Source organism: Dactylosporangium sp. CS-033363 (assembly GCF_050942475.1).
In the GTDB taxonomy this organism is placed as follows: domain Bacteria; phylum Actinomycetota; class Actinomycetes; order Mycobacteriales; family Micromonosporaceae; genus Dactylosporangium.
On sequence record NZ_CP192032.1, the window covers coordinates 336,912 to 352,986 of the forward strand.

General features: G+C 69.0%; 12 protein-coding genes. 4 read left to right on the top strand and 8 right to left on the bottom strand.

Annotated elements, in window-relative coordinates:
• Genes ACQPZ4_RS01640 through ACQPZ4_RS01650 form a run of 3 tightly spaced genes read right to left on the bottom strand, consistent with a single transcriptional unit; the run spans nucleotide 1 to nucleotide 3,062 of the window.
• Nucleotides 1-1,353 carry a WD40 repeat domain-containing protein gene (locus ACQPZ4_RS01640; protein ID WP_433055012.1) on the bottom strand — a complete coding sequence of 451 codons (1,353 nt, stop codon included), beginning with the start codon at nucleotides 1,351-1,353 and terminating at the stop codon, nucleotides 1-3.
• Entirely contained in the window at nucleotides 1,350-1,814 is a 465-nt protein-coding gene (locus ACQPZ4_RS01645; protein ID WP_433055015.1) for a SigE family RNA polymerase sigma factor, read from the bottom strand. The genes ACQPZ4_RS01640 and ACQPZ4_RS01645 overlap by 4 nt, the downstream gene beginning before the upstream one ends.
• Nucleotides 1,815-1,853: 39 nt before the next feature.
• Entirely contained in the window at nucleotides 1,854-3,062 is a 1,209-nt protein-coding gene (locus ACQPZ4_RS01650; protein WP_433055018.1) for an MFS transporter, read from the bottom strand.
• A gap of 72 nt (nucleotides 3,063-3,134) precedes the next feature.
• On the opposite strand from ACQPZ4_RS01650, the gene ACQPZ4_RS01655 reads away from it, so the two are divergent.
• The gene (locus tag ACQPZ4_RS01655; RefSeq protein WP_433055021.1) at nucleotides 3,135-4,091 is read left to right on the top strand and encodes a GlxA family transcriptional regulator; all 957 of its coding nucleotides are present in this window, start codon (nucleotides 3,135-3,137) and stop codon (nucleotides 4,089-4,091) included.
• A 75-nt stretch (nucleotides 4,092-4,166) separates the two neighbouring features.
• Nucleotides 4,167-5,897: an AIPR family protein gene (locus tag ACQPZ4_RS01660; RefSeq protein WP_433055024.1), complete on the top strand. Its 1,731-nt coding sequence runs from the start codon at nucleotides 4,167-4,169 to the stop codon at nucleotides 5,895-5,897.
• Between the two features lie 763 nt (nucleotides 5,898-6,660).
• Here ACQPZ4_RS01660 and ACQPZ4_RS01665 read toward each other — a convergent pair.
• Entirely contained in the window at nucleotides 6,661-8,046 is a 1,386-nt protein-coding gene (locus ACQPZ4_RS01665; RefSeq protein WP_433055027.1) for a class II fumarate hydratase, read from the bottom strand.
• Between the two features lie 11 nt (nucleotides 8,047-8,057).
• On the bottom strand, nucleotides 8,058-10,952 hold the full coding sequence (locus tag ACQPZ4_RS01670) for a BTAD domain-containing putative transcriptional regulator (RefSeq protein WP_433055030.1): 2,895 nt from the start codon (nucleotides 10,950-10,952) through the stop codon (nucleotides 8,058-8,060).
• 440 nt (nucleotides 10,953-11,392) lie between these two features.
• Here ACQPZ4_RS01670 and ACQPZ4_RS01675 point away from each other — a divergent pair, with 440 nt between their 5' ends.
• Nucleotides 11,393-12,685, top strand: a complete 1,293-nt coding sequence (locus ACQPZ4_RS01675; RefSeq protein ID WP_433055033.1) for a hypothetical protein — start codon at nucleotides 11,393-11,395, stop codon at nucleotides 12,683-12,685.
• Here ACQPZ4_RS01675 and ACQPZ4_RS01680 read toward each other — a convergent pair.
• Entirely contained in the window at nucleotides 12,682-13,641 is a 960-nt protein-coding gene (locus tag ACQPZ4_RS01680) for a hypothetical protein (RefSeq protein ID WP_433055036.1), read from the bottom strand. The two genes, ACQPZ4_RS01675 and ACQPZ4_RS01680, sit on opposite strands and share 4 nt — an antisense overlap.
• A gap of 337 nt (nucleotides 13,642-13,978) precedes the next feature.
• Between ACQPZ4_RS01680 and ACQPZ4_RS01685 the strand changes: the two genes are divergently transcribed.
• Nucleotides 13,979-14,593 (top strand): hypothetical protein, encoded by a 615-nt coding sequence (locus ACQPZ4_RS01685; RefSeq protein ID WP_433055038.1) that lies wholly within the window; start codon nucleotides 13,979-13,981, stop codon nucleotides 14,591-14,593.
• Here the strand turns inward: ACQPZ4_RS01685 and ACQPZ4_RS01690 are convergent.
• Together ACQPZ4_RS01690 and ACQPZ4_RS01695 are read right to left on the bottom strand one after the other, a co-directional pair.
• Nucleotides 14,544-15,284 (bottom strand): endonuclease/exonuclease/phosphatase family protein, encoded by a 741-nt coding sequence (locus tag ACQPZ4_RS01690; RefSeq protein WP_433055041.1) that lies wholly within the window; start codon nucleotides 15,282-15,284, stop codon nucleotides 14,544-14,546. The genes ACQPZ4_RS01685 and ACQPZ4_RS01690 overlap by 50 nt on opposite strands.
• 124 nt (nucleotides 15,285-15,408) lie before the next feature.
• Nucleotides 15,409-16,041, bottom strand: coding sequence for an IclR family transcriptional regulator (locus ACQPZ4_RS01695; protein WP_433055044.1), 633 nt, complete (start codon nucleotides 16,039-16,041; stop codon nucleotides 15,409-15,411).
• Nucleotides 16,042-16,075 lie beyond the last annotated feature (34 nt).

Sequence of the window (16,075 nt, forward strand, 5' to 3'; positions counted from 1 at the left end):
TCACATCAGCGAGCTCGATCGAGAGCGTCGTAGCGCTCGGCGGCGGCGTTGGAGCATGAGCAGTACCAATGCTGCAAATGCCAGCGGGAGGGCCACGGCGAGGATGCGCAAGGGCTGTGGCCAGGGGCCGTTGTCGGGGGACTGGGCGGGGCGGACGGTCAGGTTCGGCAGCAGGGCGGTCGCGAGCTGCAGGTCCGACACCTCGCAGTGTTGGGTGCCGAACTCGCAGGACTGGGTGGTGTCGAAGCTGGAGAGCGGGCGGCGGTCGCCGGTGGACACGGTGATTTCGGTCAGCGACGGGCGGTCGTGGTCGTCCGTGGTCGCGGCGATCAGGTGGTCGGCGTCGCGCCAGCCCAGGGGGCGGGCCACGTGGTCGATCGGAGCAGGGGCCGTCGTGGTCGGGGCGAGCGGGACGAAGGTGACGGGGCCCTTGTCGCGCAGGTAGATCGTGTCGTCGCGGGCGTTGCCGTCCCAGGGCACCGTGGCCAGGAAGCGGCCGTCGGGGGACCAGGCCACCCGGGCGACCAGGCCCTGGCCGGCCGGGATGGTCACCGTGCCGTCCTCGAAGCCTTCCATGTTCAGCAGGTGTACTGCCTGAGGCGTCTGCACGGCGATCCGCGCACTGTCCGGGGCGAAGGCGGCGGTGTACGGCTGTTTGACCGAGGTGATCACGATGTCGGTACCGGTGGTCAGGTCCATGATGCGCAGCAGGCCCAGCATGACGGCGTTCGTTTCGGCGTCGTCCACGCTGGCGTAGACGCTGTCGGCGTCGGCCTCGCTGTAGGCGACGTACCGCTGGTCCGGGGACCAGGCGAGCAGCCGGACCTGGCCGTTGCCGTGCACCGGGACTCGGCGGCGATCGCCCGTCGTGAGGTCGACGAGCAGCAGGTCGGTGGTCCAGCCGCGGCGCTCGCCGACGAGTACTTGGGTGCCGTCCGGGGACAGCAGGCTCACCGGGCGGTCGCGCTCCTCGATCGCGCCGACGCGGCGGTACGTGTCGCGGTCGGCGCCGACCACCAGCGGCTGGTGCATGTTGAACAGTTCGCCGTTGCCGTATGTGTACAGGGCGATCGCGCGGCCGGGGGCGGCGCGTTCCACGGTGGCGGTGAGCGTTGAGTAGGCGGCGAACCTGTCTGGTACGGACGGTTGGGGTGCGGGCGCGGCTGGGCGGGGCTCTGGGCGTACAACCGGGAAAAGCGCGATCAGGATGAGCACGACGGCGCTCCAGGCGGCCGCGGCCCCGAGCCGGCGGCGGCGAACCGAGCGGCGGCCGCGGACCAGCACGGTCTGCATATAGCCGTCGGCCAGCGGCGGTGCGGGGTCCTCGGGCAGGGCCGTGAACAGGTCCCTCATGACGCGTGCCCTTCCAGCAGCCGGCGCAGCGCCGCGATCGCGTAGGACGTCTGGCTCTTGACCGTGCCCGTCGAGCAGCCGAGGGCGGCTGCCGTTTGGGCGACGTCGAGGTCCTCCCAGTAGCGCAGGACGAGCACGGCGCGCTGTCCCCGGGTGAGCCGCGCGAGCGCCGCGCGCACGTCGAGCCGGTCCTCGATGCCCGGCGGGATCATCGCGGGGACCGGTACCTCGGCGGCCGTGCGCACTCGTCTGGCCCACGGCCGCCTGCTTTCGGCCAGGTATGCGTGAATGAGCATCGCGCGCACGTACGCGTCGATCGATTCGGCGGCGGTTGCCTTGCGCCAGTGGCGGTACAGCGCGACGAGACACTCCTGCACGAGGTCGTCGGCTGTTGTCCACTGACCGCACAGGCGGTAGGCGAGCCGCCGCAGCATCGGCGTGCGCGCTTGGACGTACTCCACGAAATCCTGCTCGTCCCGCAATCGAGGCCTCCCCGATCACTAAGAGTGGACCAGCTCGGGAATCGGTTGTGATGCGCGGCGGACATTCCGGATCGGCCTGATCAGCAGCAGCGCGGCGACGGCGGTGGCGGTGGCGGCGGCTCCGACGAACATCAGCTCGCGGGGGGCTACGACCGTCGCCACCGGGCCTACCAGGGCCTGGCCGACCGCGATGCCCGAGACCGAGCCGGCGACCTCGTAGGCGGTGACGCGGTTGAGGACTTCTGGCGGTACCAACGTCTGCACGCTTGTTGCCCACATGACCGACCAGAACGCGATGGCGACGCCTCCGACGGCGTGGGCGGCGATCAGCGTGGGCAGCGGCGGTTCTAGGGCGACGGACAGCGGGATGGCGGCGAAACCGGCCAGGACCACTGCTCCGGCAGCCAGCGGACGGGCTGGGCGGAAGCGGATGGCTACGAGGCCGCCGATGATGGTGCCGGCGCCGAGGCCGGCCATGGTCCAGCCGTACGCGGCGTCGCCGAGCCTGGCTCCGACGAGTTGCGAGGCGAGGGGGACGTAGGGGCCGAATGCGCACAGGCCGAAGCCCATCCAGATGAGGATGACCGACCACATCCAGCTGCGGGAGCGGAATTCCACCCAGCCTCGGCGCAGGTCGCGCAGGACGTTGCCGGCTTGGCGGGGGAGCTGCGTTATCCGGATGAGGGCCAGGCAGATGCCGCTGAGGAGGAACGTGCTCGCGTCGACGGCGAACACCGGGCCGGGGCCGGCGGCGGCGGTGAGGATGCCGGCCAGTACCGGGCCGCCTAGCTGGGTGGCCGCGTCGGCGACCTTGAGGGTGGCGTTGGCGCGTTGGGGGTCGGACGCTACGAGCGGGACCATGCCGTTGACGCCTGGCTGGAACATCGCGGCGGCTACGCCGGAGAGGGCCGAGAGGACGAGCATGAGCCATAGGGGCGGGGCGCCGGCGAAGAACGCGGCGGCGGCGATGCCCTGGGTCAGGAAGCGCACGGCGTCGGCGGCGATCATCATCGTGCGGGCGCCGATCTGGTCGGCGAAGACTCCGCCGAAGACGACCAGGAGGACGAAGGGGGAGGTCCAGACGGCAAGAACGTACCCCACGCCGGAGACTCCGTAGAGCGCCCCTACGGCCAGCGCGATCGCGACCGGCATCATGGCGTCGCCGAGCAGGGAGACGGAGCGCGCTATGAAGTACAGGGAGAAGTTCCGCGTCCACAAGGTGCTCATGATCGATGATCCTGGTCGGGTGCGGGTCCTGGCACAGGCGCTGGGGAGGCCAACCTTGGGTACATTCTTGCCATGAGGCGGGATCGGGTGGTGGCGCTGGTTGGGCCGGTTCTGGAGCTGTACCCGGTGACGTGCGCTTCGGCGGTGTTCGGGTATCACGGGCCGGATATCGCGCAGCACTATGACTTTCAGTTGTGCACGGAGTTTCCGGGGCCTGTTCCCACGACTATGGGCGTTGACCTTGTTGTTCCGGACGGGCTCTCGGCGCTTGCCTTCGCCGACACGATCCTGATTGCGGGCTGGAATCCTTGTGCTGACTTCTCGTCTGAGCTGGGTGGGGCGGTGCTGGCCGCTCACGCTCGGGGTGCTCGGATCGTGGGCATCCTCGGGGGCGTTTACGTGCCGGCTGCGTTGGGGTTGCTGGACGGGCGGCGGGCGGCTGCGCACTGGGAGTGCATTGAGGACATGGCGCGGCGCTTTCCTCGGGTGAATGCCGATGGGACGGTGCTCTATATCGACCATGGGGACGTGGCTACGGCCGGCGCTTCGGCTTCTACCGTCGACCTTTGCCTGAACCAGATTCGCCGGGAGCATGGCGAGGCGTTGGCTATGCGGATCGGGCGGCAGCTTGCTACTGCGCCGCCGCGTGAAGGGGCGCAGCGGCAGGGGCCGGCGCCGGCGGTGCTTGGGCCGGTGGCTGACTCGCTCGCGCCGCTGTTGGATTGGGCGATTGCGAACCTTGACCAGCCGTTGACGTTGCGGGAGCTGGCTGCTCATTCGGGGCTGTCTGCGCGGACGCTCAACCGGCATTTTCTTGAGCAGTTGGGGGTTTCGCCGGGGCGGTGGTTGTTGGAGCAGCGGATCGCTTGGACGCGGGCGTTGCTGGAGTCGACTGATCTGCCCGTCGAGACGATCGCTGCGCGGGTGGGGTTGTCGTCGGCGGTCAACCTGCGGCGGCGGTTCCGCAACGCGATGGCTACGACGCCGGCCGCGTACCGCCAGGACTTCCGCACCACAGCCGCCGCATGAATCATTCGTGATGGATCTTAAAGCATCGACGGGCTAGTGTGTCGAGGTCACCATGGATGGGGGTCTGGAGTCGCCTTGGACATTATTACGAAGGGCCTGACAGAAAAGTTCCAGAGTGAGCGTGGACTCGAAGCGCTCAAGGAGGACGAGGCCTTCGAGGCATTTGCCGGATTCTGCGTACTCAGTCAGTTCTACGAGGATGAGTTCGATCCGGACAAGTTCCGCATGGGTGCCGGCGGCGACTTGGGAATCGACGTGGCCGGGGTCATTGTCAACGGCGAGCTACTGTTCGACGCCTCCGAGGTCCGCGATGCAGTGTCTCAGGCTCGGGAACTGCGTGTCCGGTTCGTCATAGTGCAGGCCAAGACCAGTTCGAACTTTCAGACCAAAGTCTTCACCGATCTCGCCGACAATCTGAAGCACATCTTCACGGCGAAGCCTCTGAGCTACCCGAGCTCCGCTGATGTCGCCAACCTGCGTGAGTGCATCGACAGTATCTATGGCGACGTCGGAAAGCTGGCGCGCGAGCTGCCGAGCCTCTCGGTCTTCTATGTATCGACCGGGACGGTCGGCGATACGCTCCTAGAGGCGAAGCGTGCCACAGCACAACAGCAGCTTGAATCGTCGAATCTGTTTGAGGACGTCCAAGTTGCGGCGGTTGGCGCCAGGGAGGTGCGTGAACTGTACAAGCGCGCCACCGCGGTGGTGTCGGCCAAGTTCACCATGGCCAAGCGGATCACGATGCCGAAGATTCCGCACGTTGACCAGTCGTTTCTCGGTGTCATCCCTGCGACGGAGTTGGTCACCCGGATCCTTACCGATCCGTCGGGCGGTATCCGCAAGACGCTTTTCTACGAGAACGTCCGAGACTTCCAGGGCTTCAACGGGGTCAATCAGGAGATTCAGGAAACGCTGCGCGATGAGGAGCGAAGGGACCGCTTCGCCGTCCTCAACAACGGTATTACAATCGTCACCCGAGAATTGACGGTCGCGGGAGACGAGTTCAAGATCGGTGACTTTCAAATCGTGAACGGCTGCCAGACATGCCATGTCCTGTTTGAGGAGCGGGGCTCGCTGACCGAAGGTGTGCATGTCAACGTCCGGCTGATTCAGTCGCGAGACGAAGGTGTTATCTCGGGCATTATTGCCGCCACCAACCGTCAGACCGCCGTGACCGATGATGATCTTTCGGGACGCGAAGAATTCCATAAGCACCTCGAGGACTTCTTCGCTGCGCAGCCGCCGGGGAGAAAGCTCTTCTACGAGCGGCGCTCCAAGCAGTACAGCGCCCAGAACGACGTCGAGAAGACCAGGATCGTGACGCGCACGGCGCTGACCCGCGCGTACGCTTCGATGTTCCTCAACGAGCCGGCCAAAGTCGGTCACTACAGGGAACTGGTTCGGTCCCGCAACGATGATCTCTTCCAGGCCGGTCAGGATGCTCTGCCGTACTACACGAGTGCCGCAACGCTCTACCGCCTCGAGTATCTGCTGCGGAACCGTCGGGTCGACTCGTCGTACGGCCCGGCGCGATATCATCTGCTCGCGGCGGTCAAGCTCTTCCTGATCGGCCCGAACACGCTTCCGGCCAATCCCCGGGGCATCCAGACCGAGTGCAAGAAAATTCTCGATGCCATGTGGGACCCGGCGAAGGCAGAGAACATCATCAACCAGCTCTTGCCTGCGGTGGACGTAGCCCGAGCCGAGGAGACCAAGGCTGGCGTGCCTCTGGGCGAAATGGTGCGCACCCAGCGGTTCGGTGACCGGGTCCAGAAGCAGGTGCTGGCGCTCAGGCCAAAGCAGTAGGCGGTTGGTCGACCCCGACGATGAGTCGGGGTCGGCCGACGCGAGCACCTCGTCGCCGAGCTACTCCTCGGTCGTGTGCCTCTCGAATTGACCGTGGGCAAGCGCCACCGTGTGGAATCCGGTTGTCCCCGCCGACGCCGCGATCGCGTACGCCGGCTCACACCCCGAGCAGCAGTCAACTCGGAAAGGGTCAGCCGGACGTCGACGAAGGCACTCGGAAGGTGGGCTGACGCGGCACGTCAGCTCGATCCCGGTGAGCCAGGTTGGGCCGTACGTTTCCTCGATGGCCAAGGTTGCCGGAACCGATGATCGCGATTGCCTATGAAGGCCGGGACCCGGTCAGCGGCTGGCGAGGCTTCGCGACCGCTCACCTGCTCGTTCCAGGTGTCGAGCAGGGCATGTTGTGCGGTGTGGTACCGCAGGGGCAGGTCCGCGTCATGAGCGACGTCTCGGAGCACGTGCCTCGGTGTGGTGAGTGCCAGCGGGAGGCTGCTCGTCGGTCGGCAGGTGATGCGGCGCGCGGGGATAGTCGTCCTGTCGATGCTGAGATGAGGGCCGCGCTGCTGAAGGGCCGCGCTGCTGAAGGGCCGCGCTGCTGAAGGGCCGCGCCGCAGATCGTCGTGACCGTGAGATCGCGCGAGGCACATCTATACGGGCAGTGCGAGGTGGCTTGCCGTCCCTTGGCAAAAGCAGCCGATAGGCGGATGCGTGCCGTTACGGCCAGGATCGACGCAACGGCACGGCCGCAGCCCGGCATCGACCTTTAACGAGGGCCGGTCATCCCAAGTAGGTCGAGGGCCTCGTCCAGCTGCTGTTCGGTCAGCGTGCCCTGCTCGACGTGGCCGCGGGAGAGCACCACCTCGCGGATGGTGCGGTTCTCCTTCAGGGCCTGCTTCGCGATGGACGCGGCCTCCTCGTAGCCGAGGTACCGGTTCAGCGGGGTGACGATCGACGGCGAGCCGGCCGCGTACCCCTCCAGCACCTCGCGGTTCGCGGCAAGGCCGCGAATGCAGCGCTCCTCGAACAAGCGGGACACGTTCGTCAGCAGGCGGATCGATTCCAGCAGGTTGCGAGCGATCACCGGCAGCATCACGTTTAGCTCGAAGTCGCCCTGCGAGCCCGCGAAGGCCACGGCCGCGTCGTTGCCGATCACCTGCGCGACGACCTGGCGGATGGCCTCCGGAATGACCGGGTTGACCTTCCCAGGCATGATCGACGACCCCGGCTGCAGATCCGGAATCGCGAGTTCCCGCAGGCCAGCCCGAGGACCCGACCCCATCCACCGGATGTCATTGGCGATCTTGTACAGCCCGACAGCGATCGTCCGGATCACGCCCGAAGCCTCAACGAGCGAGTCGCGAGCCCCCTGAGCCTCGAAGTGGTTGCGAGCCTCGGTAAGCGGCAACGAAGTCGTCTCGGCCAGCAGCGCGATCACCCGCGGAGCAAACCCCGCCGGCGTGTTGATCCCCGTCCCCACCGCGGTACCGCCCAACGGCAGCTCAGCAACGCGCGGCAGCACCGCCGCGATGCGATCCACCCCGTAGAAGATCTGCGCCGCATACCCCGAAAACTCCTGGCCAAGGGTGACCGGCGTCGCGTCCATGAGGTGAGTACGCCCGGCCTTCACGAACGTGGCGAACTCCGAAGACTTGGCCGACAGCGCAGCGGCCAGAGACGTCAAGGCGGGGCTGAGCGAATGCGCAAGCTCACCCGCGACAGCGATGTGCATCGCCGTAGGAAACACGTCATTCGACGACTGCGACGCGTTCACGTGATCGTTGGGATGCACCGGCTTGTCCAAGGCGCGCGAAGCCAGCGTCGCAACAACCTCGTTCACGTTCATGTTCGACGACGTGCCAGACCCGGTCTGGAAGACGTCGATCGGGAACTGATCAGCATGCTCGCCGTCCGCCACCAACCGCGCAGCGTCCGCGATCGCGTCCGAAATGTCCGCATCAAGCACCCCGAGCGACCCGTTGACCGCGGCCGCCGCAGCCTTGACCGAGGCCAGAGCGCGGATCAGCGAACCTTCCAGCACCATCCCCGAGATCGGGAAGTTGGAAACTGCGCGCTGGGTCTGGGCCCGCCACAACGCGGACGCCGGAACGCGGACCTCGCCCATGGTGTCGTGCTCGATGCGGTACTCCATGGATCCATCTTTCAGCGAGAAAGCGCCAACAGGTCCTGTGCGCCCAAGGATGTGAACAGCGCAACAGCCTCGTCCGGCCGCCCGAGCCCGAACAGCGCCCGCGCCTGCTCGTAGCGGTCGCCGATCCGGGAGGCCTTCGCGAACGCCTCCTTGTTCAACCAGTCCGCCTCCTGCGCGCGGTCGAGCGCGCGCAGGGTCAGGGCCAGGTCGTTCGCGGCCAAACACTGACCGGATACGTCCGCCACGCGCTCCATCTGGTCGCGCGCCGCGCGTTGGCACGTTTCAGCGTCGGCCAGGCGGCCCGCCAGGCGGTACGCGGTGCCGAGCTTGCTCAGGGTTTCCGCCGCGCCGTACTGGTTGACCGAGTCCTTCTTCAGCACGAGCGCACGCTGCAACAACGCGGTGGCCACGGTTAGGTGACCTAGGTGTAGATGGACCAGCCCCAGCTCGCCTAGGCTGATGGAGAACGGGCGGATGCCACCGATCCGGCGGGCGACGGCCAGCGCGCGGCGGTTCGCGGTGAGGGCCTGCGCATAGTTGCCGGCCTGGGTGTGCACCAGCGCGACCGTGCTGTGCAGCTTGAACTCCAGGCTCGGCGGCATCTCGGGCAAGCGGACCAGCGCCGCGGCCTCGGCCGACGCGATCGCCTCCGGGTACTGCCCGAGCCGGCTGTGCAGCATCGCCAGGTTCGTGAGCGCCGTGCCCACCAGCCGGGGCAGATCCTCGCGCTCGGCGATACGGATGACGGTCTGCAGCGTGGTGAGCGCGTCGGTGAGGCGGCCCATCCGGAAGTACACGGCGGCCAGGTAGTTGCGCGATTCCGCCTCCAGCTCGGCGTCGGGCAGGGCGACCGCCGCCTCGATGGCGCGTTCGTACAGGTCGAGCTGGTGCGAGCCGAAGCCGAAGCCGAACAGGAACGGCGACACGGCGCGGGTGAGCATGCACGTGTGTCGATGGTGGCCGGACTCGGCGGCCAGGCGGGCCACGCTGAGGACGTTCGGCAGCTCGCGCTCCAGCCAGCGGCGAGCGGCCGGTGGATCCGCGAAATCGAGCGCCGTCGGCGGCGGGGTGTCCAGCCTGAGCAGGGACTTCGCGTCCGAGAGCTCCATGAACCGCGTCGCGCTGACCACGCTGTACAAGTAATGATCGAGCAGCCGGCTGACCGCCGCGGTGTCGTCCTGCGCGAGCTGCGCCGCGAAGTCGCGCAACAGGTCGTGCAGCCGGTAGCGCCCGGCCGCCGGGGCCTCCACCAGGTGCACGTCGACGAGATCCTCGAGCATCGCCTCGGCCGTGGCCTCCGGCAATCCGGCCAAGGCCGCGGCCGCCGCGGGCTCGAAGTCGCCCGACGGGTGCAGTCCGAGAACGACAAAAAGCTGCTGCGACGGTACCGCCAGCTGCTGATACGACAACGTGAACGCCGCCGCCACTGTTCTTCCGTCGACGGCGAGCTCCGGCAGCCGCCGGTCCGCCGTGCGCAGCCGCAGGGCGAGATCGGACACGCTCCAGCCGGGCCGGTGTTGCAGGCGGGCACCCGCCAGCCGTACCGCCAAAGGAAGTCGACCACACAACTCGGCGACCTCGACGGTGCTCATCGGGTCGGCGTAGGCGCGCTCGCCCACGGTGCGCCGCAGCAGCTCGACCGCGTCCTCGATCGGCATGACGTCCAGCGACACCGTTTGCGCCCCGTCGAGGCCGGCCAGGCGCCGCCGGCTGGTGATCACGACGCCGGTGTGCGCGGTTCCGGGGAACATGGACAGCACCTGCTCGGTGTCGAGCGCGTTGTCGAGCAACACGAGCACCTGACGGTCGGCCAGTTCGGTCCGCCACAGCACCGCTCGGTCATCGAGGCCGGCCGGCACCCGCTCGCTCGGTACGCCGAGCTGGCGCAGCAGGGCCCCGAGCGCCTCGGCCGGGTCGAGCGGGGCGCGCTCGCTGTGGCCGCGCAGGTCGAGATAGAGCTGGCCGTCCGGGTACCGCTCGCTCGCCGCATGCGCGACCCGCACCGCCAGCGACGTCTTGCCGGTGCCGGCCATCCCGTCGATGGCGATCACTTCCGGCCGGTCCGCGCGCAACGCCTGTACCAGGTGCTGAATCAGTTCGGCGCGGCCCGCGAAGTCGGCCACGTCGCGCGGCAGGCAGCGCGCCGCGCGGCGGCCGAGGGAGCGCGGCGTCTGCGGCAACAGGAGCGTGGCGTCGCCGTTGAGGATGCGCCGGTGCAGGTCGGCGAGCTCGGCGCCCGGCTCGATGCCCAGCTCCTCGGCCAGCAGGGCGCGGCCGCGGCGGAACACTGCCAGCGCGTCCGCGCGCCGGCCGGTGCGGGCCAGCGCGGTCATGAGGTGGCCGCGGAACTGCTCGTGGTGCGGGAAGCGTTCGACCAGGTCGGTCACCTCGGCCAGGATCTCCTCGGCCAGGTCGAGCTGCAGCTCCAGGTCGAAGCAGTACGCCATGGCGGCGGTCCACTGCTCCTCGAGGTGCGCGGCCGCGGCCTGCACCACGTCGGAGTCGACGTCGGTGAGCGGCCGGCCCCGCCACAGCGCGAGCGCGGCGCGCAGGTCGTCGCGGCCGCCGGCCAGATCACCGTCCGCCGCGGCGGAACGGCCACGTTCGACCAGCGAAGCGAACAGCGCGGCGTCGAGATCCTCCGGGCCGACCTTGATCCGGTACCCCGACGGCTCCGTCACCACCAGGTCCTCGGGCAGCCCGGCCTTGCGCAGCAACTGGCGCAGCCGGGAGACGCAACTGTGCACCTGGGCCCGCGCGGTCAGCGGCGGGTTGGTGTCCCAGAGCGCGGTGATGACCTGTTGCACCGGTACGAGCTGCCCCTCGCGCAGGAGCAGGAGCGCCAGCAGTACGCGCTCCCGGGGTGCAGCGACCGTGATCTCCGCGGCCGGCGTGCGGATCTGCACCGGACCGAGGATCGAGAATCGGGTCGAATCGCGCATCATCACCCTCTGTGCGGCCGCCGCCTCCCCTCGAAGCTGCACGCTGATGAATCTGATGGTAGTCAGATGAGAGCGCCGAAAGAGCAGCGGCGGCGACCCTTTTTCACGGGAGCGCATGTTCGTGCCGGAATGCGCCCAGAACGCTTGCCTTACTCAGTCAAGGCGGTCGTGTTGCTCTGGGCGAACGGGGATATTTCGGGATGAGCAGGCGAAACTTTTGATTGCGGGGCTGCGCCCGATGCTGTGTGCGGCCCCCGAATCCGTTACGCCAGGCGTTCCGCGCCTCGCGTAACGGACTTTTCGCCTGACGGGGTATTCGCCATTGTTTGGGCGATTTCGAAGGGCAGGCTTCGCGCGGCATCTGCGGCGTCGAGGGGGTGTCGCAGATGCCGTACGGTCTGCGCGTGCGCCCCCTCCACCCGTCCGCCATGCCGCCGCAGATGATCGAGCGCGCCACCCGGCATCGGCTCCAGGGCGACTGGCGCCGCGCGTGCGCGGCGGCCTACGTCACCGTCTCGCCGGACGTGGCGGACGTGCCGGAGCTCGAGCACCTCATCCCCGACCTGCTGCGCTGGCACATTCCGCGCGACCCGCAGACCGGCCTGTTCAAGCCGCACCGGTCCTACGCGCTGGCTCCGCTCCACGACCGGCACGTCCTGGTCGCGCGCACCCCGGGCCCGGGCGGCGACCAGCAGCTCGTGCTCGACGGCGGCGTCCGAGGCCAGGCCGGCAACACGTTTCTGCTGCTCCGCGATCATTGGGACGCCAGGTGTACCGCCCAGCTCCTGACCCGCTGCGGCGGCCCCGACTTCCTCACCTCGAAGCCCCTCCTGCTGGACGAGTCCGGCCGGCACACCGAGGCCTGGGCGGCCGCCGGGTTCGACCTTGACGTGCTGTTGTTCGACGAGCGCTGGGGTCGGGCCGGGGACTTCCCGGATCCCGAATGGCGCCGGCAGGCCGTGGAGCAGTCGCTGGCCTGGCTCCGGCCGGCCTTCGCGTTCCTGCCCGAGGCGGTCGAGCGGGTGGCCGACGACACCGGCCTGGTCCGCATCGAGTTGCGCGCCCGCCGCCTGGTCTTCGAGGTCGGCAGTCGCCGGGTCCGCCTCCTGTGGAACACGCCGAACCCGGACGCCGAGCGCGAGGAGTTCGGGGTGGAGCTTCTGCGGGTACCGTCGATGCCTCTTGCCCTTGCCCGCCGCCCCGACGAGCTCACGGCGCTCCTGCACGGCGACCTGAGCCCCGACGACCTGCATCCGGTGGCGTTCGCGACGCTGTTCCCCGGCCGCTCCGGCCCGCACCCGCGACCGGTCCCGCCGCTGCCGTCCGCGGTCGGCGTGCACTGCGGCGGCGCCATGCACACGGTGCGCATGGAGGACGGCCGCATCGTCATCCCGCACACGCCGGAGGAGATCACCCGGGAGCGGGCCATGATCGCCCTGGGCGGCGCACCCGTCGGCTGCCTGGCCGCCCTGGACGGCTGGTCCGACCCGCGCGTGCGGATGCCCCGGCCGATGCGCCGCCTGCGCGACGAGTTCGTCCTGCGTGCGGCGCACGGCGACGTGTTGGCGGTGACGGCGGCGCTGGGCAACGGCCTGGACGACTCGGTTCGCAGCGCCGACGGCTTCGACCTGGAGAGCATGCTCGCCTGGACGCAACCGCCGGGCTCCTTGCACCGGGTGATGTCCCGGCGCCCTTAACCCCGACGCGGCCTTCTCACTCGGGGGCGGGTGGTCGATTCGGCGTCGCGGGTCATGGCGTGCAGGACCAACTGCAGGCGGCGGGGCTGGTGGCGGGCCGGTAACTCGTCCAGCAGCGGGATCGCATCGGTCGGCAGCATCGGCAGCGCATGCCCGAACAACCGCGCAAAGGTCGCCCCAGCGCCTGCGGGAGCGTCCGGCGACAGCCAGCGCATCGTCCGCAGCGGCTCCCGGGTGCGCTTGTCGGCCGGCTCGGACGCGTCGACCAGCAGCAGGCACCGCTCGCCGGCCGGAATGAGCTCGCCGTCCAACAACACCGCCTGCGTCGTCGTGCGCAGCCATCCGATCACATCCGGGCCGTTCGCAAGCACCCTGTCCACAAGCCGGGCTCGATCGGCGCTCGGATCGAACAGCGCCGCATCCAGCAGCCCCGGCAGCAGCATCGACCCCGCGTCCCACAGGGCGGCGGTCAGGGCCGTGACCAGCTCGGCGACCTCCGTCAGCGACGCCCGCTCCGGAGCCAGCCCGCGCCAGAACAGCAGCTCGTCGAGCACCGTGTCGGGCCGGGCCCCGTCGCGGTCGCGCACCACTTCGGCGATCGTCATGCCGAGCAGGCGCAGCGGTGCGTCCGGACCCACTTCGACCAGCTCACGGCCCTGCGCCGCGACGGATCGCAGCAGCGCGGAAGGCACGCCGATCACGTCCGCGACCGCCTCCGGCAGCAGTTCGTCCACCGGGTGCTGCCGCGCCCGCGCCGCGAGCCGGGCACCCCACATGAGCCGGGCCTGGGCCGGGGTCGACGGCCAGACCAGCCGCAGCAGTTCTCGAACACCCGCGTCGAACGCGGGCCCGCCGAAGGTCGTCGGATCGCAGAACGCCTGCCCAACCGGGCCGTCGCCGGCGATGATGCGCAGGTCAGAGGGGCCACTCACGTTCGCGACCGGGTTGAACAGCACTGGCGAAAACCTCCCGCGACGGTCCGTACCGACTCCTCGAAACCCTACCGCTTTTCGAACACACGTACGAACACAAAATCGGCACGGATTCACGCGCTCATGCATCTGTTCATGTCTATGGCCATGGGTAACACCCGTGTGACGCTGGGTGTTCTTGAGCTTAGGTCGGTGATGCAGCGTGGCTACCGGTCGTCACAATGACAGCTGTTCGAACGGACGCAGACATGCCTGCCACTGCGGCGGCTGCGGCGGATCCTTGCATGGCTGGCGAGCATGGCTCGATCTGGCCATCGGGCCGAACGCCGAGCGGACCCAACGGTGGAACCGGCGGGACCGCGTGCTGGAGCGAGTGCCGGCCCACGGCCTGCGCCGCAACCAGCGTAACCGCGAGATCGTCGGTGATCTGGCCCGAATAGACATCAGCGGCTGGCTGTCGGTCGAGGGCCGGCGCACCCGGCTGCGAAACGCCATCGAGCCGTCGGGGGCCCGCCCGACCGTCGCCGAGCAGGTCGAGGCCCTGGCCGAGGGGCTGGCCCGGGAGCCCTGGGCGCGAATCAGCGAGGACCTGCCCGATCCGATCGCGATCGGCCGCGAGTTCGCCGACCACGGGTGGTGCGACCTGCTCATCGGCCTCGTCCGGGGCCTCGAACTGCAGTCCGACGTCCGCGACTGGATGCGCCACGTGCTGGTCGACTCCTCCCGCGCCCCGAACCGCCCTCGTGTGGACGAGGACATCGCCGACGTCGTGGTCGGGCACGTGTGGAAGGCGTTGGAGAACGGGCCGTACAACTGGCTGGAGCGCGACCTGCGATCGCTGCGCGTGCTCGCGGTGTTCATGTGCCCCGCGCCCGAGGCCCACGCCGAGGTGCGCGAATACGCCCTGCGCCCCGAGATGGAAATGCTCAGCGACCAGACCCGGGAGCGCCTGAACCAGGTCCTCGGCCGACTCTGACCTTGGCGGCAACGGGAAGGTGATCGCTCCCGGTCCTGTTCAGGGCCCAGACCGCGGTCACCTTCCCACTCTTGGCCATGACGTGATCGATCCGCGCAACGGGCATGCGCGCCGGAAAACTGAACGCGGGTGTACTGCGAGCGGTCGTCACCGTTCGAGTGATCGGCTGGAGCCCGGGATCGTCGGCCGCACCGTTGAGATCCCCGATGAGCACCACGGGCTTCCGCTCTTGTCTGAGCCAAGCACCAAGCTGCGCCGCACTGTCATCCCGCCACCGCGTGTCGAACCCGCTCAACCGCATCCGCACGGACGGCAGATGCACCACGTAGACGACCACCCCGTTGACCTCGGCGCGCAGCCCCCGCCGCCACTCCGCCTCGAGCCCGCGCGGCTTGATGTCCACAGGCTCGGCCCGCTCGATCGGCCACCGCGACCACAACCCAACCGTCCCGAACACCACCCGATGCGGCAACGGCACCGCCACGTCCTCGGTGATCTCTTCAAGACCAACCAGCGCCGGTTGTACCGCCATGAGCCTGGCCACGGTCCCGCCCGGATCACGGTTCTCATCGCTGAAGTTGTGCTGCACCACGACAAAGTCCGCCGGCCGCGCGTCGACCGGCAGGAGCTGATCGCCGAACGTGGCCGCCCACAGCGTTGCCGACAGTCCACAAGCGACCAGCGCGTTCACGGAGCGCCGCCATACCGCGAGAGCGAACAGCGCAGGGACGGCGAGTCCGAGCCACGGCAGAAAGGTGACGGCCAGGCTTCCGAAGTGCATGCAACCCCAGACGCGCGACCGGCGCAGCCGGTTGTCAGGAGAGCGCGCGAGCGATGGCGGCGGCGGCTGAGGTCACCTCAGTCGGTACCGACGAAGGATCCAGCTCCGAGAGAGCCACGACGCCGACGCTGGCCTCCAGGCCCTCCACGCCGGGGATGGCCGCTGCCACGCCGTGAGCGCCCGGTTGCAGTTCGCCCGTGGTCGTCACTACCGTGAAGTCGCCGTGCCGGCCCGCCAGGATGGCCTTGCCCGCCGCGCCCTGCTCCAGCGGGTGACGTGACCCGGTGCGATAGGCCACGTGGAATTGGGTCCAGCTCGGCTCCACGACCGCCAGGGCGTAGGCCTCGCCGCCGTCGGCGATGGTCAAGTGGGCCGTGGCGCCGACCGTTTCGGCCAGGCGGCGGAGTGCCGGGAGCGCCGCGTCCGCGACCAAGGGCTGGGCTCGGCGGGCGAGGTGGAGCAGGCCGGCGCCCAGGCGGAGGCGGCCGGCGCGGTCGCGGCGGATCATGCCGTGCTCCGAGAGGGTGGCTACCAGGCGGTACACCACTGCGCGGCCCACGCCCAGGGCGGTGGCCGCCTCGGTCATGGTCAGGCCGGACGGGGTGTCGGCGACCAGGTGGAGCAGGCGCAGGCCGCGGTCCAGGGTCTGCGCGGTCTCGGTTGCCACCGACACAGGCTATAGGTCGGTCTCCGTTACTCTT

Excerpts from the sequence above, each read along its gene's own strand:
- ACQPZ4_RS01640 (WP_433055012.1), bottom strand. The coding sequence starts at position 1,353 with ATGAGGGACCTGTTCACGGCCCTGCCCGAGGACCCCGCACCGCCGCTG.
- ACQPZ4_RS01650 (WP_433055018.1), bottom strand. The coding sequence starts at position 3,062 with ATGAGCACCTTGTGGACGCGGAACTTCTCCCTGTACTTCATAGCGCGC.
- ACQPZ4_RS01655 (WP_433055021.1), top strand. The coding sequence starts at position 3,135 with ATGAGGCGGGATCGGGTGGTGGCGCTGGTTGGGCCGGTTCTGGAGCTG.
- ACQPZ4_RS01665 (WP_433055027.1), bottom strand. The coding sequence starts at position 8,046 with ATGGAGTACCGCATCGAGCACGACACCATGGGCGAGGTCCGCGTTCCG.